We start from the raw sequence: 20,074 nt of genomic DNA, 5'->3' as shown, positions 1-20,074 counted from the left end.
TAACCAAATAAACATATGGGTAAAACCTGTAGAATGCTGAGTAAAATTTACACAAATTAGAATGATTTTTGCAAAGTAAAAGCAAAAAAAAACCTTGCATTGCTGCAAGGTTTAGAATATAATTATCTTTAAAATTATTCTGGAGCATTCATTTTGAATGTGTCCATAAACGCTGTGGTATAATCACCCGCAATGTATGCTGGCTCATCCATCAATTGTCTGTGGAACGGAATTGTTGTTTTAATTCCCTCAATCACGAATTCATCTAAAGCTCTTCTCATTTTACTGATAGCCTCTTCACGAGTTTGCGCAGTTGTAATTAACTTAGCAATCATCGAATCGTAATTTGGCGGAATTGTATATCCTGAATACACGTGTGTATCTAAACGTACACCGTGACCTCCTGGCATGTGTAATGTAGTAATTTTTCCTGGTGAAGGACGGAAATCATTGTACGGATCCTCAGCATTGATACGGCACTCGATAGCGTGTAATTGAGGCAAGTAGTTTTTACCAGAAATCGGCACACCAGCTGCAACTAAAATTTGCTCTCTAATTAAATCGTAATCGATAACTTGCTCTGTAATTGGGTGCTCCACTTGAATACGTGTATTCATTTCCATGAAGTAGAAATTACGGTGCTTATCTACCAAGAATTCAACCGTTCCAGCACCTTCGTACTTAATGAACTCGGCTGCTTTTACAGCTGCCTCTCCCATTTTTGTACGCAATTCGTCAGTCATGAATGGCGAAGGAGTTTCTTCGGTTAATTTTTGGTGACGTCTTTGAACAGAACAATCTCTTTCAGAAAGGTGACAAGCTTTACCGTAAGCATCACCTACTACTTGAATTTCGATATGACGTGGCTCCTCGATTAATTTTTCAAGATACATTCCGTCATTTCCAAACGCAGCAGCTGATTCTTGACGAGCACTTTCCCATGCTTTCAATAAATCTTCTTCTTTCCAAACGGCACGCATTCCTTTTCCCCCACCTCCAGCAGTAGCTTTTAGCATTACTGGAAATCCGAATTCTCTCGCTAAGCCTAACGCTTGTTCGTATGACTCCAAAATACCTACCGAACCTGGTACGCAAGGAACTCCTGCTTCAATCATGGTTGCTTTTGCCGAAGCTTTATCACCCATTCTGTCAATCATTTCAGGAGAAGCTCCAATAAATTTAATACCGTGCTCCTGGCAAATTTTGGAAAATTTAGCATTTTCAGACAAGAAACCGTATCCTGGATGAATCGCATCAGCATTCGTAATTTCTGCAGCAGCGATAATATTAGACATCTTCAAATAGGACAAGTTGCTTGGCGCTGGTCCGATGCAAACTGCTTCGTCAGCAAATTTTACGTGAAGACTTTCCGCATCAGCAGTAGAGTAAACAGCAACTGTTTTAATTCCCATTTCTTTACATGTTCTGATAACACGTAATGCAATTTCGCCTCTATTTGCAATTAATATTTTTTTAAACATCTTTTTTTGAGATTTTAAATGTTGAATTTTAAATTTTAAATTATTTCAAATAACGATAACTCATCATTCAAAATTTATAATTTATAATTTATAATTTCTTATGACGGATCTACTAAGAATAATGGTTGATCAAATTCTACTGGTGACATATCGTCTACCAATACTTTTACAATTTTACCAGAAATCTCAGACTCGATTTCGTTAAATAATTTCATTGCTTCAATTACGCACAATACGTCACCTTTAGCAATTGATTTTCCAACTTCAACAAACATTGGTTTATCTGGAGATGGTTTTCTGTAGAAAGTTCCAATAATTGGCGACTTAATTGTCACATAGTTTGCATTTTCAGCCGCTGGAGCTTCAACTGGTACAGCAACCGGAGCTGCTGGAGCTGGAGCTACTGCTTGTGGAAGTGCAGCTTGTGCAGGCATTTGCTGAACATAAGTAGTTTCAGTTACATTTCCTTCTAAAGTAGTTCTAATAGTGATTTTTACATCATCCATTTCTAATTTAACTTCTGCAACACCAGAATTTGCTACAAATTTGATTAGATTTTGAATTTCTTTTAAATCCATGATTATTTGTTTTTAGTTTAAATTTATTTTTTGTCGTAAGCCCATTTTAGATAAATAGATCCCCAAGTGAATCCACCACCAAAAGCGGCAAATATTATATTATCTCCTTTTTTAAGTAAATGTTCAAAATCATGCAACACTAATGGCAAAGTGGCAGAAGTTGTGTTACCGTACTTTTCAATATTCATTAATACTTTAGACTCTTCCAGATTCATTCTATTAGCCGTTGCATCAATGATACGTTTGTTGGCTTGATGTGGCACTAACCAAGATACATCCTGATTAGTCAAATTATTTCTTTGTAAAATTAATTCACTAGCATCAGCCATATTAGTAACTGCATACTTGAAAACTGTTTTACCGTCTTGAAAAATACTGTGCTTGTTGTCTCTTACCGTTTCAAGAGAAGTTGGAGTGATTGATCCACCTGCATCGATTTTTAAGAAATCTCTTCCTACTCCATCACTTCGCAGGTACTCGTCTTGTAATCCAAGTCCATCATGATTAGGTTCGAATAAAACTGCTCCTGCACCATCACCAAAAATAATACAAGTTGCTCTATCCGTATAATCTACGATTGAAGACATTTTATCAGCCCCAATTAAAAGTACTTTTTTATACCTTCCAGACTGAATGTACGCTGCAGCTGTTGACATCCCGTACAAAAAGCTTGAACATGCAGCTTGCAAGTCATAGGCAAAAGCATTAGTTGCGCCGATTTGAGTTGCTACAAATACTCCTGTAGAAGCCACAGGCATATCCGGAGTAGCTGTTGCCATGATTACCATGTCAATTTCTAGAGGATCCAAATTAGCTTTGGCTAATAAATCTTGAGCTGCTTTTATAGCTAAAAAAGAGGTTCCTTTATCAGCATCTTTTAAGATTCTTCTTTCCTTAATTCCAGTTCGAGAAGTAATCCATTCATCATTGGTGTCAACCATTGTTTCTAAAACTTTGTTACTCAAAACAAAGTCAGGAACATAGGCTCCAACAGCGGTTATTGCGGCTGTGATTGTATTCATTTTATGCATTTATTACTGGCCAAATGTTGCCATTTGATTTTTTTTAAAAGACTTGAAAATTACGAAAAAATTTCCATCTACTTGATATAGAACCTGATAATTAATGAAAATTTTAACCAACAAAAAAACTCTCACGATGTGAGAGTTCGAATATCATTTGCTAAAATGTATTAAGCAACAGCTACAGATTTATCTATAACAACTTGCCCTCTGTAGTACATTTTACCTTCGTGCCAGTATGCTCTGTGGTATAAGTGCGCCTCGCCTGTAATAGGACAAGTAGCTATTTGTGCTGCAGTAGCTTTGTAATGTGTTCTTCTCTTATCTCTTCTTGTTTTCGAGATTTTTCTCTTTGGATGTGCCATTTTACTATATTATTTATCCGTTAATAGTTTCTTTAATTTGTCCCAACGTGGGTCAATATTTTCTTCTTCGTTGTATTCTTGTTTTTCTTCGTTTATGCTTAGCTCATTGAGCTTGGTCAAGGCTTCGGTATTTAAACTTCCATCTTTTATTCCTGGATGCACACGTTTAAAGGGAACTGACAGTACAATCATTTCATATATGTATTGTGCAATATTCACCTCAAATTCTCCGTGTGGCAAAATCAATAATTCTTCGTTGTCGTTGTTGAACTCTTCGCCAAAACGAACAATCAATTTCATTTTACCTTTTACAGGTAAATCAAAGTCTTCTCCTGTCAAATCGCAAGGAACATTTACCGTTCCTTTATGTTTAAAATTCAACTCTAAAAGCGTGCTTTTCTTATCTAAAACCACATTTACTTTGATATCTGAATTTTGATATTCATCATAATCAAAGATTTCAAAGAACGCATTACTGATTTGATATTCAAAATGATGTTTCCCTAGCTTTAATCCTATAAAAGGTATTAAAAATTCTTTTGTGTTCTTCATTTCAACAGCAATTTGAGCCTTAACTGAGCTTTCAGTACGGGAGTGCAAAGATATAAATTTATTGCAAATCTAATAATGTTATTCACTTTTTTTTGTTGACAACTACTTTTCTTTTATTCTAAGTGGTTTTGCGCTAATTTCTGCATACTGATTTCTAGAATGAAAAATATCGATAGCCAAATATACAGCCTCCTTAAAAGAGTTATAGTCAGCAATACCTTTACCTGCAATATCATAAGCCGTTCCGTGATCAGGCGAAGTTCTAACTTTGTGTAAACCTGCAGTAAAATTAACTCCTTTACCAAATGACAAGGTTTTAAATGGAATTAGACCTTGATCGTGATAAGTTGCAATGATCGCATCGTACTTTTCATATTGATTACTTCCAAAAAATCCATCTGCTGGGAATGGTCCAAAAACCAATGTCCCTTTGTCAAACAATTTGCGTAGCGCAGGTTTTAAAATAGCATCGTCCTCATTTCCTATTACTCCTCCATCTCCACAATGCGGATTCAAACCTAAAACTGCTATTTTTGGTTTATTGATACTAAAATCCTGAATCAATGTTTGTTTGATAGTTTCAATTTTTTTCACAATCAGTTCCTCTGTCAAATGTGCCGCAACTTCACTCAATGGTATATGATCGGTAAGCAAACCCACTCGTAAATTATCTTGCACCATTAACATTAACGCATTACCTTCTAACTCTTGGTTCAAATAATCGGTATGACCCGGAAATTGAAACGCTTCAGATTGTATGTTGTATTTGTTGATTGGCGCAGTTACCAAAACATCAATAGTACCCTCTTTTAAAGCTTCGGTAGCCGCTATGAAGGATTTTATGGCATATTCACCTGCTTTCTCATCGGACTGACCCAAACGAACATCTACCCCTTCCTTCCAAACGTTTAACACATTAATTTTTCCGGGAATTGCTTGGTCTAACTTATCAATACCGTGCAAAGTAGTAGTTGATTGAAATGATTTTTTAACAAATGATAATAGCTTTACATTGGCAAAAATAATTGGCGTGCACAACTCCAACATACGAGCATCTTCGAATGTTTTTAACACCACCTCGCTTCCAATACCGTTTAAATCTCCAATAGAAATTCCTACCAATATATTTTCTGCTTTTTTCACCATGACTTACCGTTATTTATTGCTAATTTTGAAGGACAAATTTAGTAAATTAAAATAAGAAATGTTTACAGGAATCATAGAAACACTTGGAATCATCCAAGAAATAGAAAAAGAAAACTCAAACGTACACATCACTATTGAAGCCGCTATAACGAACGAACTAAAAATCGACCAAAGCGTTGCTCATAATGGCGTTTGTTTGACCGTGGTTGCCATAAACGACAATCGTTTCACAGTTACCGCAATTGATGAAACTTTACAGAAAACCAACTTAGCCTCGTGGCATGTAGGTGATCAAATAAATCTAGAGCGCGCGATGAAATTAGGAGATCGATTAGATGGTCATCTTGTACAAGGACATGTTGATCAAGTAGGAACTTGCATAGAGGCTGAAGAAACGAATGGAAGTTGGAAATACAGCTTTGAATATGACCCTACACTTAACAATCTAACTATAGAAAAAGGGTCTATCACGGTAAACGGAGTAAGTTTAACTGTGGTGAACTCGAAGAAAAATCAGTTTAGCGTTGCTATTATTCCGTATACCTATGAGCATACCAATTTTAATAGTTTTAAAATCGGCACTAGAGTAAACCTAGAGTTTGATGTAATTGGCAAATATGTTGCACGATTACACCAAGCACATTAAAAAAACAAAACCCTTTAGTTGTCTAAAGGGTTTTGTTTTTTTCTATAATGATGTAAAATATAAAATCCAAAAAACACGGCAATTAAAGCTACATAATCTAAATACTGAGAAACAGACAAAATTGGAGCGTCTTCGCCTGGCGGCGGAGGAGGAACTTGCCCTAAAGCAATATTAACGCTCCCTATTAGAAAAATTAAAAAATAAAATTTATTTACTCTGCCTTCCATAGTGCCCAAAAATAACAAATTTTACGATAAAAAAAAATCTATTGAGTTTTTAATACTCTTTTTTTAATCGTTTCATTTCATTTACGAATAATAGCTCCTAATGGTTTAAAAAAAAACCTCCAAATTACATTTGGAGGTTTTTGGATGTGGTCCCACCTGGGCTCGAACCAGGGACCACCTGATTATGAGTCAGGTGCTCTAACCAGCTGAGCTATAGGACCGGTTAAGAGTTTGCAATATTACCATTATTTTTCATTTGCTCCAAATATTTTTGCGCTTGTTTTTAATAATAAACAATAACAACAGCACTACTAATTAAAACTAGTTGACTACTAGCAAGCTAGTACTCCTACATTTTAATTATTTTATTTCTTGACACAATTCAATTAGGACGCCGTTGCTGCTTTTGGGATGTAAAAAAGCCACTAATTTATTGTCAGCTCCCTTTTTAGGCGTTTCATTCAACACCACAAAACCTTCATTTTTTAATCTAGCAATCTCAGCAACAATATCTTCAACATCAAAGGCAATGTGATGAATACCTTCTCCCTTTTTCTCTATAAATTTTGCAATGGGACTATCCGGATGCGTTGCAGCCAAAAGTTCAATTTTATTGGGTCCGCTTTGAAAGAATGAAGTCGTAACACCTTCACTTAGCACCTCTTCAAATTTGTAGGCCGGTGCCCCAAATAGTTTTTCAAAAACCAAGTTAGAAACTTCTAAATCCTTAACTGCAATACCTATATGTTCAATTTTTCTCATGATTATTTTTTATTACTTAGAATGAAACAAACACTTAACACTACGAATCGTGCTACTAGCGACAAATTTAAGGAATGTGTACCCATTTTTTTAGTGATTTTTTCAAATCTCAATTGTAAACTATAAGCTCACAATATTTGTATAAAAATTTCGGTTGCAAGAATTATAATTGTTATTTTGTACTTTAAAAATTCGATCAAGCATGTTTAAAACAAATTGGAGATATATTAGTCTAATAATACTATTTATAATTGTAGGATGCGCCAAACGCGGCTCCATAACTGGTGGCCTAAAAGACACTATCGCTCCCGTACTGAAAGTAAGTTTTCCTGAAAATTTCAAAACTAATTTCAAAGGAAATGAAATCAAATTAGTATTTGACGAGAATATCAAATTGAAAAATCTTTCGAAGCAGTTGATTGTGTCTCCGCCAATGAAAAACGATCCACTAATTTTGCCCACAACCGCTAGCAAAACGATCACAATTAAAATTAAAGACACACTACAACCCAATACGACTTATAGTTTTAATTTTGGGCAAAGTATAGCAGACAATAACGAAGGAAATCCGTTGAATCAATTCAAATACGTTTTTTCTACTGGCTCAGATATAGATTCCTTGCAACTAAGCGGAGTGATTAAAAGCGCCATTGACAAGGAGGTGGAATCATTTGTATCAGTAATGCTCTATGATGTAAATGAAAAATATACAGACTCCATCGTATATAAGGAAACCCCACGCTACATAACCAATACTCTTGACAGTTTAAAAAGCTTTAAATTCGAAAACTTAAAAGCTGGAAAATACCTTTTGGTCGCTGTTAAGGATGCAAATAGCAATAACAAATACAATCCAAAAACAGACAAAATTGGCTTCATCAAGGAATTTGTAACTGTGCCTAACGACACCTTGTATGAATTGGAAATATTCAAAGAAGCGCTTCCGTTTAAAAGTTTTAAACCTACCCAAGCCTCCGGTAACCGCTTGTTAATGGGACATGAAGGGAAGATTAAATCGAAAAAAGATTTACCGATGCTTGCTTTAAGGAACAATAGCACAGCTCTTGAAAGCTTGGTGACTAAATTCCCTAAAAAAGATTCTCTACAAATTTGGTACAAACCATTAAAAGCAGATTCCTTGCAACTAGCTGTGACCAAAGGCACGTATAAAGCCAATTTCAGTTTTAAAATAAAAGATCAAAAGAAGGACACCCTACGACTGTCACCATTACAAACGAACGATTTAAAATTCAGAGAACGCTTTGGATTTGAAAGCAACACGCCTTTAACCAAAGTGAACGACAGTAAAATTAGCATCATTAACAAATCACGTACAACAGTTCCCTTTACAAGTTATTACGATGAATTTGAGCAAAAACTATTTCTCGATTTCAAAAAAGAAGAGCAAGAAAACTACACCATATCCTTGCTTCCGGATGCGGTAACTGATTTTTTTGACCAAAAAAATGACTCTTTAAGTTTTAAAATAACAACTCGTTCTGCGGCTGATTACGGAAATCTTATTGTACAATTACAAAATGCAAAATCATATCCGGTACTAATCGAACTTACAAACGAAAAAGGAGAAGTACAAGCAGCAGAATACACAACTGAGGCAAGTACTATTAACTTCAACCTTTTAGAACCAGCACAATACTCTTTACGCGCCATATACGATACAAACGCAAATAAAGAATGGGATTCAGGATCCTTTATAGAAAAACGACAAGCGGAAGAGGTAATCTACCTATCAAAAATAATTGAAATTAGAACGAATTGGGACGTTAATCAAACCTTTGATTTAAGTATACCATACGTTCCCGAACCAAAAAAAGAAATAAAGAAAAAGAAATAAAGTTGCTTTACAGCAAATAAAAAGCGTCTTGGTCGTTCAAGAAGTTGAGTTTTTGTCGTGTTTCCAATAAGGCATCTTTATCCAAAATCGTTGTAAAAACACCTTCAACCTCATTCGCAGCAACTAGTGCCTTACCAAGATAATCTATAGCTTGAGAGTGCCCGATGTACTCATAACCATTTGCATCTGTGCCAATACGGTTTACTCCAATAGCGTAGCACATGTTTTCAACAGCACGTGCTTGGAGTAAAATATCCCAAGCATTGGTTCTAGTTTTAGGCCAACTTGCCACATACAACAGCAAATCATAATTGACATTATTTCGGGAGAAAACAGGAAATCTGAGATCATAGCAAATAAAAGGACATATCCTCCAACCCATGTACTCTACAACTACTTTTTCGGTACCAGCCGTATATACCTCGTGCTCTCCAGACAGGGTAAATAAATGCTTTTTATCATACGATTGAATTGCACCTGATGGATAAACAAAGACCAAACGGTTGTAATATTGATCACCATCTTCAATAACCAAGCTTCCTGTGATGGCACAATTTCGGCTTTGCGCCAAAAGTTGCAACCATTGAATCGTTTCTCCCTGCATACTTTCGGCAACGGCTTTCGGGTTCATAGTAAATCCAGAAGTAAACATTTCAGGCAGTACAATTAAATTAGTGTCTACTGGCACAGACGCTATAGTACTTGTAAAATAGTTCCGATTGGCTTGTGGGTTCTCCCAAACTAGGGGCGATTGAATAAAGCTTACTTGCATTTCTTTCTAATTTTCTATAAAAATAATAATTCTAACCTATAATAACTTCCTTACTTTAGCAAAAAACTAAGACATGAAAAAAATATTATTTACCCTAGTACTTTTAAGTCACTTAGCCATTCAGGCACAAGAAAAAACGGGCGCTCAACAATTTTGGGAAAATCTGCATAAACATTGCGGAAAATCGTTTGAAGGAGAAATTAAAGAAGGCGCATCGAATGATACTTTTAGGGATAAAAAACTAGTAATGCATGTTAGAAGCTGCGACAAAAAAACCATTAGAATTCCGTTTTTTGTTGGTGATGACAAATCAAGAACATGGGTTTTAACATTCGATAAAGACAGAATTAAATTGAAACACGACCACAGACACGAAGATGGAACCGAAGATAAAGTAACACAATACGGCGGTACGAGTCCAAATTCAGGGAGTGCTGGAATTCAATTTTTTCCAGCAGACCAAGAAACATTCAATTTAATTCCGAACGCCGCTACAAATGTTTGGTGGATTACTATTGACGAAACCTCATTTACCTATAACCTAAGACGAATAGGCTCTGATAGATTGTTTACCGTAAAATTTGATCTAACAAAAACAGTAGCAACACCCGCTGCTCCATGGGGATGGAAAGACTAACCCCTTTTGAATCTGACATTTACTCCATAAAAAAAACGCATTCAACTTTGAAATTGAATGCGTTTTTTATAATTATGAATGTTTCGTCTTAAGAATATGATTTTTAAGACTGACTTATTATCCTTTTAAACTAGCAGATAAGTATTCTCTGTTCATACGAGCAATGTTCTCTAGAGAAATTCCTTTTGGACACTCTACTTCACACGCACCAGTATTGGTACAGTTACCAAAACCTTCTGCGTCCATTTGTGCTACCATATTCAATACACGATCAGCAGCCTCAACTTTTCCTTGTGGTAACAAAGCATATTGAGATACTTTAGCAGACACGAATAACATTGCAGATGAGTTTTTACAACTTGCAACACAAGCTCCACAACCAATACAAGTTGCAGCATCAAAAGCTCTATCGGCATCGTGTTTAGGAATCAAAGTAGCATTTGCATCTGTTGGTTTTCCTGAAGTATTTACCGACACGAAACCACCTGCGTGTTGAATTCTATCAAAAGCACTTCTGTCAACAACTAAATCCTTAATAACTGGGAAAGCTTTTGCTCTGAATGGCTCGATAAAAATAGTATCACCATCTTTAAACATTCTCATGTGCAACTGACAAGTTGGTACACGTCTGTCTGGCCCGTGAGCTTCACCGTTGATATACAAAGAGCAAGATCCACAAATTCCTTCACGACAATCGTGGTCAAAAGATACTGGCAAATCTCCTTTGTTAATTAAACCTTCGTTTAATACGTCAAGCATTTCAAGGAAAGACATGTCCTCTTCGATACCATCTAACGGATACTCAACAATTTTACCTTCTGCTTTGGCGTTGGCTTGACGCCATATTTTTAATGTAAGTTTCATATTTTCTTTCGTTTGAAAGTCAGAGAGCTAAAGTGGAATTCACACCATTTTAAACTCTAGGACAGATTCCTATTTATAACTACGCGTTACCAGTTTAACATTTTCGTACACTAGCGGCTCTTTGTGTAAGACAGCTTCGCTAGGCTTTCCAACATACTCCCAAGCAGCAACGTAAGCAAAGTTTTCATCATCACGTTGTGCTTCACCGTCTTCCGATTGGTATTCTTCACGGAAGTGACCTCCACAAGATTCGTTACGGTGTAATGCATCCTTAGCGAAAAGCTCTCCTAATTCTAAGAAATCAGCAACACGACCAGCTTTATCAAGCTCTTGGTTAAAACTGTATGCATCTCCAGGAACTTTTACATCTCTGTAAAACTCTTCTCTTAAAGCTGCAATTTCTTCAATAGCTTCAGTCAAACCTTTTGCGTTACGCGCCATACCTACTTTGTTCCACATGATTTTTCCTAATTTCTTATGGAAATAATCTACAGAATGTGTACCGTTGTTATTGATAAATTTATCAATACGCGCTTTTACGTTTTTCTCAGCTTCTTCAAACTCTGGCAAATCAGTTGGAATTTTACCCGTTTTAATGTCTGGTGCTAAGTAATCACCAATTGTGTATGGTAATACAAAGTATCCATCAGCCAAACCTTGCATTAAAGCCGAAGCTCCAAGACGGTTCGCTCCGTGGTCAGAGAAATTAGCTTCTCCAATACTGAAACATCCCGGAATTGTAGTTTGTAAGTTATAATCAACCCAAATACCACCCATAGTATAGTGTACTGCTGGGTAAATCATCATTGGAGTTGTGTATGGATCCTCGTCAACGATTTTCTCATACATTTGGAATAAGTTTCCGTATTTATTAGCTACGATAGCAGCTCCTAATTTTGTTACTAACGCTTTATCATTAGCATCAAGACCTTTAACATAGGCTTGTTCTTTACCGTAACGCTCGATTGCTGCGGCAAAATCTAAGTAAACTGCTTCACCAGTTTTGTTCACACCAAAACCAGCATCACATCTTTCTTTTGCAGCACGCGAAGCAATATCTCTAGGAACTAAGTTACCAAATGCAGGGTAACGACGCTCTAAGTAATAATCTCTATCTTCTTCGGCAATTTGTGTTGGTTTCAATTTCCCTTCACGAATAGCTTGTGCGTCTTCTAATTTTGCAGGTACCCAAATACGTCCGTCGTTACGTAACGACTCAGACATCAAAGTCAATTTAGACTGGTGATCTCCAGAAACTGGGATACAAGTTGGGTGAATTTGTGTGTAGCAAGGGTTAGCGAAGAAAGCTCCTTTTTTGTGCACTTTCCATGCAGCAGTAGCGTTACTTCCCATAGCATAAGTTGACAAGAAAAATACGTTTCCGTATCCTCCAGAAGCAATTACAACTGCGTGTGCAGAGTGACGCTCTAATTCACCAGTTACCAAGTTACGAGCAATAATCCCTCTTGCTTTTCCGTCAACAAGAACTAAATCTTGCATTTCGTGACGTGTATATGATTTAATCTTACCACGACCAATTTGACGGTTCATTGCAGAATATGCTCCTAATAATAACTGCTGTCCTGTTTGTCCTTTTGCGTAAAAAGTTCTAGCCACCAACGTTCCTCCAAAAGAACGGTTGTCTAGCAAACCACCGTACTCACGAGCCAAAGGCACACCTTGCATTACACATTGGTCAATGATGTTTACAGAAACTTCTGCAAGTCTGTGAACGTTTGCCTCTCTAGAGCGGTAATCTCCTCCTTTTACCGTGTCGTAAAACAAACGGAAAGTTGAGTCACCATCACCTTGATAGTTTTTTGCTGCGTTGATACCTCCTTGTGCAGCAATAGAGTGCGCACGACGTGGTGAATCTTGAAAGCAAAAAGTTTTAACATTATATCCTAATTCAGCTAAAGTTGCAGCAGCAGATCCTCCTGCAAGTCCAGTCCCAACAACAATAATATCAATATTACGTTTGTTTGCTGGGTTTACTAAATTAATGTGATTTTTATAATTTGTCCATTTGTCCGCTATTGGACCATTTGGTATTTTTGAATCTAAAGCCATTTATAATTTAATATTAATGATTAAAATGATGAAATAATGCAATGAAAATAAAGCCGAAAGGAACTACAATTGCAAACGCATATCCCAATTTGTGTAATGCTCTTGAGTATTTGTTGTTAAATCCAACTGATTGGAACGAAGAATTGAAACCGTGCCATAAGTGCAACGACAACAACACAAAAGAAACACAGTAAATAGCTGTACGAATAGGATCTACAAATTTGTGCTGCAATTCACCAAAATAACGAGTTTCATCAAGAGGCTGAACATCAACGTACTTGTATACCATTTCTGGAATCCAAAAATCGTAAAAATGCAATAAAATGAACGCTAAAACTACCAATCCTGAAACGATCATGTTTCTTGATGCCCATGAAGAGTTTGCAGCACCATTGTTTTGTACATACTTAATAGGTCTTGCGCTTTTGTTTTGAAAGTCCAAAGCAATACCCATTGCAAAGTGAAAAATAACACCAACAATAAGAATTGGCTGAATTACAAACTGTACCAATGGATTATTTCCCATAAAATGAGAAATAGAGTTAAAAGTATCAGGACTAAAAACCGAGGTACTGTTTATAAAAAAATGTTGTGCTAAAAATAAAATTAAGAAAAGTCCAGAAAGCGCCATAGCGACTTTTTTTGCTATCGATGACTTTAATAATGCAGATTTTGCCATAAGATTTAGTGTGAATTAATTTAAAAAATCATACAAAAATAGGGCAATTGAAAAAGAACTACAACCTTTTCGCTATAATTTATAATGATTTTAAAGTGTTAAGCCAGATTCTCATTTAATTTCCTATAAACCAATACATAAGACCCTAATATCGTGTTTATTAGTTGAACAAAAGTCAAAAAATACTAAAGGCTGACTTTTTGCAAATTGATGCTATCCTCATTAAAAATCACATTAATTATGATATCTATAATTTTACTTTAGAATCGAATTTAAATCCGTAAAAATTTGGCATATTATCGTTTTTGTTTTTGTAAAAAGAAGTTGCTACCAAGCTAATTTTTAATTTTATATCCAAAAAAAACACAATGAAAATAGGAATAGACGCACTCGCTTTTGACGTAGCAAAAATTCATTTACCCATAGCGGTACTTGCAAAAGCCAGAAATATTGAACCCGAAAAACTAGAAAAAGGTTTGGGACTTCTTAAAATGACCTTGCCTGATACCCATCAAGATACCGTGGTTTTTGGTGCCAATGCTTTGACAAAATTAATCAAAGAGCAACAACTCGACTTAAGCGAAATTGCCCGCATTTACGTAGGAACAGAGAGCAGTATTGACAGTTCAAAACCTATTGCCTCGTTTTTAGTTGCCTTGATGGAGCAAAAATTTGGAGCAAACACTCTTGAACATTGTGATGCAGTTGACTTTACTTTTGCTTGTATTGGCGGCGTAGATGCCATGCAAAATTGTATTGATTTTGTAACATTAAACCCTAGCAAAAAAGCCATTGTGGTAACCACCGATTTTGCTAAATACGACCTCAACTCGACTGGCGAATACACTCAAGGCGCAGGAGCAGTAGCTATTTTGATTACTGCCAACCCAAGAATTATGACTATCGAAAAGAATTGGGGCGTGAGCACCAAAGGTGTTTTTGATTTTTTTAAACCCTACAGAACAATAACTAAAGAAGCCATAACAAACAATACCAATAATGAGGTTTGGTTTAATAACTTAGAAAGCGAAATTGAAATTCATAAAGATCAACCGGTTTTTGATGGGCAATATTCCAATCAATGCTATATGGATCGCACTCGCAGTGCTTATTTTGCTTTCAAAAAATTAAAAAACAGCTCCGAAACTATTTACAACTCTTGGAAAAGCATTGTAATGCATTTGCCGTATGCTTTTCAAGGCCGAAGAATGCTATCTGAAATTTATGCTCTAGATGCGGGAACTACATATCTTTCTGGTTCCGAAGACGCGACAGAATACCAAAACAAACTCAAGGAAGTTAGTAAATCAGAAACCTACAAAACCTTTGTGACTGAGAAATTACAGCCTGCTGAAATTGCTTCCTCATTAATTGGAAACCTATATACTGGCTCTATATTCATGGGACTACTATCAACCTTAGCACATTTTTTAGGCACGAATGAAGAAATTGCCAATGAAAAAATGGGCTTTCTGGCCTATGGAAGCGGCTCAAAATCAAAAGTTTTTGAAGGAACAATTGAAGATCAATGGAAAGAAGCACTTCAACCTGTTGCCTTATTTGAAACACTCGAAAAGAGTTTTGAAATTGATTTTGAAACCTACGAAAAACTTCATAAAAAAGAACAACACCTAAGCGTACAAACCCCAAAAAACGAATGGGTTTTAGATCGTATTGAGAGCGAAAATCCCAACTCATTAGGAGCTCGTTATTACAAATGGGTGGATTAATAAAAGCTATAAGATAACCCGTTGGGTGTAATTAATTTTTGATGATAATTTTACGTCAGTTCGAGTGATTTTCGAAAGAAAATCGTATCGAGAACAAGTAAAATTTCATTAAAAACCATTCTAGATACTTTTTTTGCTCCATTTCATTACACAAAAAAAAACTCGAACTGACTTTTTTAATAATTACACCCAACGGGTTATAAGATATTGAATTTTCAATACCAGTTTATTATAAAAAAGGCTGTCTCCAATTTTTGAAGACAGCCTTTTTTTTCAACCTAAATCTTGTATTTTATATTTTTAATTACAATTCCCACCGCAATCTTGTGCATTTTGAAAATCCTCGGAGGTTATGGTGTAAACTTCGTTTTGCTCTGCACTAAAAACTGGATTAAAAATGTTTCTAGCTTGATTAAAACATTGATTTGTTGCTGTACATTCTTGATAAACCACCTTTTTTTTGTTATCAAAAACAACCTCAATATGCGTTAAATTATTTTGAATTTTAGAGCTTGTAAAAGCTATATATTCCATTCTAGGCCCACCGCCATAAGGCGGCGTATCCGTGAATTGATATTTAATATCAGCTAGATTCTTTACAATTACTTTGTTGCTTATTTCCTTTACTCCATTGTAAAAAGGTATCATTTCTATAACAACTCCAGAATTATTACTGATACGATAATTATAATTTCTATCTCCTCCTTGATCTGTACAACTTGTTGCCAATAAAACAACAATAATTATTGATACAATTTTTTTCATAATTTTAATCTTGCCAGTTATTAAATAATTTATCTAAGTAAATTTCAGTTGGGTTATCGTATCTGTTCTTGATATTGTCACGCCATTCATTCCAAGAACTGGCTCCAATTAAAGCAACTTATTCTTTTCTTAAATTAAAACAACCCTTTCAGAATTAGTTACTCTGAAAGGGTTTGAGTGTTATTAATTACAATTCCCACCGCAATCTTGTGCATTTTGAAAATCCTCGGGGGTTATGGTGTAAACTTCGTTTTGCTCTGCACTAAAAACTGGATTAAAAATGTTTCTAGCTTGATTAAAACATTGATTTGTTGCTGTACATTCTTGATAAACCACCTTCTTTTCAGTATTGAAAACAATTTCTAAATGTGTTACGGATCCTGGTGCTTTTGTCAAATTTTGCAATAAACTTGACATATTATAACCTCCAGCACCATAAGCAGTATACTTTTTATTATAAACTTGATTGTTCTGCAATATTATTCGATCGTCCATTTTTTTTACACCATCTACATACGGAATAAGTTCAACATTAACTCCCGAGGTATTAATAATAGAATAGTCGTACGACTTTTCAGTATCAGGCACACAAGACCATACACTGAAGAGTATTATTATTATTAACTTTTTCATAATTTTACCAATTATTAAATAATTCATCTAAGTAAATTTCTGTTGGGTTACAGTATGTGTTCTTGATATTGTCAGAACAACTAACAATAAAATTGATAGACATTGTTTTATTCATTTTAGTTTTGGTTTACAAGGTTAATTCTTACGAAGATATACAAATTAATGTTCAGAATTACCTTTCGAAATAAATTAACAATAAAATAATAATAGAGCAAGAAAAAGGTGAACTACAGTTCATCATGCTTTTCAAAACGACGGCTTCAGTGTTTACTTTTCGTAACTGTTCATAAAAGAAAATTTAATACAATTCAAGTTAAATTAAAACTGAAATCCTTAAAAATAACAAGCAAAAAAAAAGCACGATTTCTAATAGAATCGTGCTTTTTGTATTACTGCTAAAGTGATTTATTTGGACTCATAAACCTCAAGATTTACAACTTCTTTATCTTTCCCTTTTTGGATGCTCACTTTATTAACCGAAGGTTGTAAATAGTATTTTCCTGTTTTGGCTGGTTCCCATTTTAGTTTTTTGTCCTTAGCCAAAGCTTTTTCGGCAATTGTTTTTGGTACTGCTAAGTCATAAATGTACTTATTCAAACCTTTTTTTGCAGCAAACTTTTGCAAAAGCAATACTTCCTTATTTGGATTTTCTATTTGTACCACAACCTCTGAATCTGAGTTGGAGTAGAACCAAATCTCAGCTTTCGGATCAGTTGGTTTTGACCATACGCTCCAGCTATTGCCCCATTCTCTTGATTTTCTGATCTTTTTTGGCTCCAAAACATAGATGTTTTTCGCTAAAACAGCATCCGTTAATTGACCAACTGCATCCACATTTACTTTGTAAATAGAACGACCGTGTGTACCCACAACCAAGTCTTTTACTTTCTTTTGAATCACTAAATCATGTACGGCCACAGCTGGCATTCCGTTTGAAAAATCATCCCAGTTTTTGCCTCGATTTAAAGATACATACAATCCATTGTCAGTTCCCAAATACAAAACGTTTTCATTCGTAGGGTCTTCTGCAACTGCATTTACTGGACTCGTAGGAATGTTGCTAGCAATACTCGTCCAATTTTGACCATAATCATCAGATACATAAACATAAGTAGTAAAATCATCATTACGATAGCCGTTTAAGGTAGCATAAACACGTTCTTTTTTATGAGTTGAAGCTACAACACGAGTTACCCACAAATTTTGAGGTAAGTTGGTTGAAATTTTTGTCCAATTGACACCGCCATCTTTTGAAACATGAATCAAGCCATCATCACTACCCGTGTACAACAAACCAAACTGCAATGTACTTTCGCTGATGCTAGCCAGCGTTCCGTAGGCTACATTTCCTTCTTTAAAACCTTGCGTCAAGTCAGGTGAAATCGCAGTCCAAGTTTGTCCTTGGTTCATAGAACGGTGCAAAAAGTTCGATCCCATGTACAAGATGTCTTGGTTGTGAGACGAAAGCAAAATTGGTGTTTGCCAATTGAATCGAAATGGTTTCTCATCCTTCTTTGGCTTTGGCGAAACATATTCTCTTTTGCCAGTAGCGCGATCGATACGGTAGTAATTTCCAAATTGGAAACCCGTAAAAACAATATTCGGATTGCGTTTGTCTATTTGTACTTGCATTCCATCGCCTCCCATTAAACTTTCATAAGGATACTTTCCGGTTTGTAACCATTCCGAAGAAAAAGTATAGTTGCTTGGTCCTACCCAAACCCCATTGTCTTGCATACCACCATAAATGTTGTAAGGCTCTTGCTCATCAACATTTACAGCATAAAACTGACTCACGCCATGCGAATTTCCTTTAAACCAATGTGCGCCATCGTCATAAGAAATATTCAATCCACCATCATTTCCGTTGATTAAATGGCCTGGTTTAGCAGGATTCACCCAAACCACGTGATGATCAGAGTGTACATTTTCTTCGCTTATGCTCGTAAAGGTTTTACCGCCATCATCTGATTTGATTACCGGAACACCAGATAAGTAAATTTTATTTGAATTAGAAGGATCTACCGATATTGCGGCAAAATAATAACCGTAAGAAGAAAATAAATCATCAATAAAGTTTTGATTTGTTTTTGTCCACGATGTTCCTCCGTTAGTTGATTTGTAAACTTCCGCACCAATTACTTCGGCATCAGCCAAACTATTGATTGATGCTAGAACTACTTTTCCAGCTTCACTAGGCTGAACATATCCATTTTCAACCCAATGTTTAATATTTTCAGCTCTATACTTTTCAGTTAATCCGTAATTTTTCAAAATCGAATTCAAACTTTTGTTGGGTAATTTCAAAAATTCATCTCCAGGCAGAGCAAATGCTGCTGGCAAAGCCGTGCTTTTTTTACTATCCAAAGGTCGCTTGTACTGATTGTCCAAAACCGCATACACAGTAGTATCATCATACACAGCTAGACCAATTCTACCCACACCTTCACCCGTAGGGAAACCGCTGTTTGCTGCAGAATATAATTTCCAAGTTGCTCCAGCATCCTCACTTTTATAAATTCCTGATGCTGCACCGCTACCTACAAAATCCCAAGCTTTTCTGTCTTTAGTCCAAGCCGCTGCGTATTGTATTTTAAAGTTCTTTGGCGAAACAGCTACATCAATAATTCCCGTCTGATCGTTTACAAAAAGGGTTTTACTCCAAGTTTTACCACCATCAGTAGTTTTATAGATACCGCGTTCCTCATTTTTTGTGTACAAATGACCTACGACTCCAACCACTACTTCGTTCGGATTCGTTGGGTTGATAACGATACGGCTAATGTGGTGACTGTCGGTTAACCCCAAATTCTTCCAAGTTTTTCCTTTGTCATCAGAACGTAAAATTCCGATTCCCGCATACGACGAACGTGACGAATTCACCTCTCCAGTTCCTACCCAAATCGTTCCGTTTTTCCAATCGATAGCAATATCACCTACATTTTGCGTAGGCGCATTATCCATAACCGGCACAAAACTCATTCCGTTATTATTGCTATACCACAAACCGCCTGATGCGTAACCAACATAAAATTCGGTAGGATTTTCAGGATTTACATCTACGTCAACTACACGTCCGCTCATAACGGTTGGACCCACATTTTGTAAATTTAGACTCTGAAAAAGCGATTGTTCTTGCAGTTGTTTCTTGGCCACTAAACTGTTTTGAACCGCCTCAGCAGAGACCTGTGCAGACGCAACAGTTTGTACAATAAAAGCGGTTAGGAGTATTCTTTTTTTCATAGGATTGATTTTTGATGCCGAAATTTAAGGATAAATACACGTACCAA

Annotated in this window: 18 protein-coding genes and 1 tRNA gene; 4 read left to right on the top strand and 15 right to left on the bottom strand. The window is 35.9% G+C overall.

Features of this window, described 5'->3' with window-relative positions; genetic code table 11:
* Positions 1-134: 134 nt before the first annotated feature.
* The 6 genes from accC to pdxA all read right to left on the bottom strand — a co-directional run bounded on the left by accC (position 135) and on the right by pdxA (position 5,144).
* Entirely contained in the window at positions 135-1,481 is a 1,347-nt protein-coding gene (gene accC / locus G9Q29_RS02050) for an acetyl-CoA carboxylase biotin carboxylase subunit (protein WP_166132843.1), read from the bottom strand.
* Between the two features lie 98 nt (positions 1,482-1,579).
* On the bottom strand, positions 1,580-2,059 hold the full coding sequence (gene accB / locus G9Q29_RS02045) for an acetyl-CoA carboxylase biotin carboxyl carrier protein (protein ID WP_166132842.1): 480 nt from the start codon (positions 2,057-2,059) through the stop codon (positions 1,580-1,582).
* Between the two features lie 23 nt (positions 2,060-2,082).
* Complete coding sequence (locus tag G9Q29_RS02040) at positions 2,083-3,081, bottom strand: beta-ketoacyl-ACP synthase III (protein WP_166132841.1); 999 nt, start codon at positions 3,079-3,081, stop codon at positions 2,083-2,085.
* A gap of 170 nt (positions 3,082-3,251) precedes the next feature.
* Positions 3,252-3,446 carry a 50S ribosomal protein L32 gene (gene rpmF, locus G9Q29_RS02035; RefSeq protein ID WP_133532440.1) on the bottom strand — a complete coding sequence of 65 codons (195 nt, stop codon included), beginning with the start codon at positions 3,444-3,446 and terminating at the stop codon, positions 3,252-3,254.
* Between the two features lie 9 nt (positions 3,447-3,455).
* Positions 3,456-3,998, bottom strand: a complete 543-nt coding sequence (locus tag G9Q29_RS02030) for a YceD family protein (protein ID WP_166132840.1) — start codon at positions 3,996-3,998, stop codon at positions 3,456-3,458.
* A 102-nt stretch (positions 3,999-4,100) separates the two neighbouring features.
* Positions 4,101-5,144, bottom strand: coding sequence for a 4-hydroxythreonine-4-phosphate dehydrogenase PdxA (gene pdxA / locus G9Q29_RS02025; protein WP_166132839.1), 1,044 nt, complete (start codon positions 5,142-5,144; stop codon positions 4,101-4,103).
* A gap of 58 nt (positions 5,145-5,202) precedes the next feature.
* Between pdxA and G9Q29_RS02020 the strand changes: the two genes are divergently transcribed.
* Complete coding sequence (locus G9Q29_RS02020) at positions 5,203-5,790, top strand: riboflavin synthase (protein ID WP_166132838.1); 588 nt, start codon at positions 5,203-5,205, stop codon at positions 5,788-5,790.
* 374 nt (positions 5,791-6,164) lie between these two features.
* Here the strand turns inward: G9Q29_RS02020 and G9Q29_RS02015 are convergent.
* Both G9Q29_RS02015 and mce read right to left on the bottom strand, forming a co-directional pair.
* Positions 6,165-6,238: transfer RNA gene (locus tag G9Q29_RS02015), tRNA-Ile, on the bottom strand.
* Between the two features lie 139 nt (positions 6,239-6,377).
* Positions 6,378-6,779: a methylmalonyl-CoA epimerase gene (gene mce, locus G9Q29_RS02010; RefSeq protein ID WP_166132837.1), complete on the bottom strand. Its 402-nt coding sequence runs from the start codon at positions 6,777-6,779 to the stop codon at positions 6,378-6,380.
* Positions 6,780-6,981: 202 nt separating this feature from the next.
* Here mce and G9Q29_RS02005 point away from each other — a divergent pair, with 202 nt between their 5' ends.
* Positions 6,982-8,634, top strand: coding sequence for an Ig-like domain-containing protein (locus tag G9Q29_RS02005; RefSeq protein WP_166132836.1), 1,653 nt, complete (start codon positions 6,982-6,984; stop codon positions 8,632-8,634).
* Positions 8,635-8,641: 7 nt separating this feature from the next.
* On the opposite strand, the gene G9Q29_RS02000 is transcribed toward G9Q29_RS02005, so the two are convergent.
* Positions 8,642-9,406, bottom strand: a complete 765-nt coding sequence (locus tag G9Q29_RS02000; protein ID WP_166132835.1) for an amidohydrolase — start codon at positions 9,404-9,406, stop codon at positions 8,642-8,644.
* Positions 9,407-9,479: 73 nt separating this feature from the next.
* Between G9Q29_RS02000 and G9Q29_RS01995 the strand changes: the two genes are divergently transcribed.
* The gene (locus G9Q29_RS01995; RefSeq protein ID WP_166132834.1) at positions 9,480-10,043 is read left to right on the top strand and encodes a hypothetical protein; all 564 of its coding nucleotides are present in this window, start codon (positions 9,480-9,482) and stop codon (positions 10,041-10,043) included.
* 117 nt (positions 10,044-10,160) lie between these two features.
* Here the strand turns inward: G9Q29_RS01995 and G9Q29_RS01990 are convergent, their stop codons facing one another.
* From G9Q29_RS01990 to G9Q29_RS01980, 3 genes are all read right to left on the bottom strand, one after another.
* On the bottom strand, positions 10,161-10,907 hold the full coding sequence (locus G9Q29_RS01990) for a succinate dehydrogenase/fumarate reductase iron-sulfur subunit (protein WP_166132833.1): 747 nt from the start codon (positions 10,905-10,907) through the stop codon (positions 10,161-10,163).
* Between the two features lie 69 nt (positions 10,908-10,976).
* Complete coding sequence (locus tag G9Q29_RS01985) at positions 10,977-12,977, bottom strand: fumarate reductase/succinate dehydrogenase flavoprotein subunit (RefSeq protein WP_166132832.1); 2,001 nt, start codon at positions 12,975-12,977, stop codon at positions 10,977-10,979.
* Positions 12,978-12,990: 13 nt separating this feature from the next.
* Positions 12,991-13,656, bottom strand: a complete 666-nt coding sequence (locus G9Q29_RS01980; protein WP_166132831.1) for a succinate dehydrogenase cytochrome b subunit — start codon at positions 13,654-13,656, stop codon at positions 12,991-12,993.
* A 368-nt stretch (positions 13,657-14,024) separates the two neighbouring features.
* On the opposite strand from G9Q29_RS01980, the gene G9Q29_RS01975 reads away from it, so the two are divergent.
* The gene (locus tag G9Q29_RS01975; RefSeq protein WP_166132830.1) at positions 14,025-15,386 is read left to right on the top strand and encodes a hydroxymethylglutaryl-CoA synthase family protein; all 1,362 of its coding nucleotides are present in this window, start codon (positions 14,025-14,027) and stop codon (positions 15,384-15,386) included.
* Between the two features lie 300 nt (positions 15,387-15,686).
* Here the strand turns inward: G9Q29_RS01975 and G9Q29_RS01970 are convergent, their stop codons facing one another.
* The 3 genes from G9Q29_RS01970 to G9Q29_RS01960 form a co-directional block, all read right to left on the bottom strand.
* Positions 15,687-16,151 (bottom strand): hypothetical protein, encoded by a 465-nt coding sequence (locus G9Q29_RS01970; RefSeq protein WP_166132829.1) that lies wholly within the window; start codon positions 16,149-16,151, stop codon positions 15,687-15,689.
* Positions 16,152-16,334: 183 nt separating this feature from the next.
* Positions 16,335-16,784, bottom strand: a complete 450-nt coding sequence (locus G9Q29_RS01965) for a hypothetical protein (protein WP_166132828.1) — start codon at positions 16,782-16,784, stop codon at positions 16,335-16,337.
* Positions 16,785-17,189: 405 nt separating this feature from the next.
* The gene (locus G9Q29_RS01960; protein WP_166132827.1) at positions 17,190-20,027 is read right to left on the bottom strand and encodes a WD40/YVTN/BNR-like repeat-containing protein; all 2,838 of its coding nucleotides are present in this window, start codon (positions 20,025-20,027) and stop codon (positions 17,190-17,192) included.
* Between the last annotated feature and the right edge of the window lie 47 nt (positions 20,028-20,074).

The organism is Flavobacterium turcicum (assembly GCF_011365745.1).
GTDB classification, from domain to species: domain Bacteria; phylum Bacteroidota; class Bacteroidia; order Flavobacteriales; family Flavobacteriaceae; genus Flavobacterium; species Flavobacterium turcicum.
Note: the sequence above shows the minus strand (reverse complement) of the source record. Positions and strands in the feature narration are given on the sequence as shown.

Excerpts from the sequence above, each read along its gene's own strand:
- accC (WP_166132843.1), bottom strand. The coding sequence starts at position 1,481 with ATGTTTAAAAAAATATTAATTGCAAATAGAGGCGAAATTGCATTACGT.
- accB (WP_166132842.1), bottom strand. The coding sequence starts at position 2,059 with ATGGATTTAAAAGAAATTCAAAATCTAATCAAATTTGTAGCAAATTCT.
- G9Q29_RS02040 (WP_166132841.1), bottom strand. The coding sequence starts at position 3,081 with ATGAATACAATCACAGCCGCAATAACCGCTGTTGGAGCCTATGTTCCT.
- rpmF (WP_133532440.1), bottom strand. The coding sequence starts at position 3,446 with ATGGCACATCCAAAGAGAAAAATCTCGAAAACAAGAAGAGATAAGAGA.
- G9Q29_RS02030 (WP_166132840.1), bottom strand. The coding sequence starts at position 3,998 with ATGAAGAACACAAAAGAATTTTTAATACCTTTTATAGGATTAAAGCTA.
- pdxA (WP_166132839.1), bottom strand. The coding sequence starts at position 5,144 with ATGGTGAAAAAAGCAGAAAATATATTGGTAGGAATTTCTATTGGAGAT.
- G9Q29_RS02020 (WP_166132838.1), top strand. The coding sequence starts at position 5,203 with ATGTTTACAGGAATCATAGAAACACTTGGAATCATCCAAGAAATAGAA.
- mce (WP_166132837.1), bottom strand. The coding sequence starts at position 6,779 with ATGAGAAAAATTGAACATATAGGTATTGCAGTTAAGGATTTAGAAGTT.
- G9Q29_RS02005 (WP_166132836.1), top strand. The coding sequence starts at position 6,982 with ATGTTTAAAACAAATTGGAGATATATTAGTCTAATAATACTATTTATA.
- G9Q29_RS02000 (WP_166132835.1), bottom strand. The coding sequence starts at position 9,406 with ATGCAAGTAAGCTTTATTCAATCGCCCCTAGTTTGGGAGAACCCACAA.
- G9Q29_RS01995 (WP_166132834.1), top strand. The coding sequence starts at position 9,480 with ATGAAAAAAATATTATTTACCCTAGTACTTTTAAGTCACTTAGCCATT.
- G9Q29_RS01990 (WP_166132833.1), bottom strand. The coding sequence starts at position 10,907 with ATGAAACTTACATTAAAAATATGGCGTCAAGCCAACGCCAAAGCAGAA.
- G9Q29_RS01985 (WP_166132832.1), bottom strand. The coding sequence starts at position 12,977 with ATGGCTTTAGATTCAAAAATACCAAATGGTCCAATAGCGGACAAATGG.
- G9Q29_RS01980 (WP_166132831.1), bottom strand. The coding sequence starts at position 13,656 with ATGGCAAAATCTGCATTATTAAAGTCATCGATAGCAAAAAAAGTCGCT.
- G9Q29_RS01975 (WP_166132830.1), top strand. The coding sequence starts at position 14,025 with ATGAAAATAGGAATAGACGCACTCGCTTTTGACGTAGCAAAAATTCAT.
- G9Q29_RS01970 (WP_166132829.1), bottom strand. The coding sequence starts at position 16,151 with ATGAAAAAAATTGTATCAATAATTATTGTTGTTTTATTGGCAACAAGT.
- G9Q29_RS01965 (WP_166132828.1), bottom strand. The coding sequence starts at position 16,784 with ATGAAAAAGTTAATAATAATAATACTCTTCAGTGTATGGTCTTGTGTG.
- G9Q29_RS01960 (WP_166132827.1), bottom strand. The coding sequence starts at position 20,027 with ATGAAAAAAAGAATACTCCTAACCGCTTTTATTGTACAAACTGTTGCG.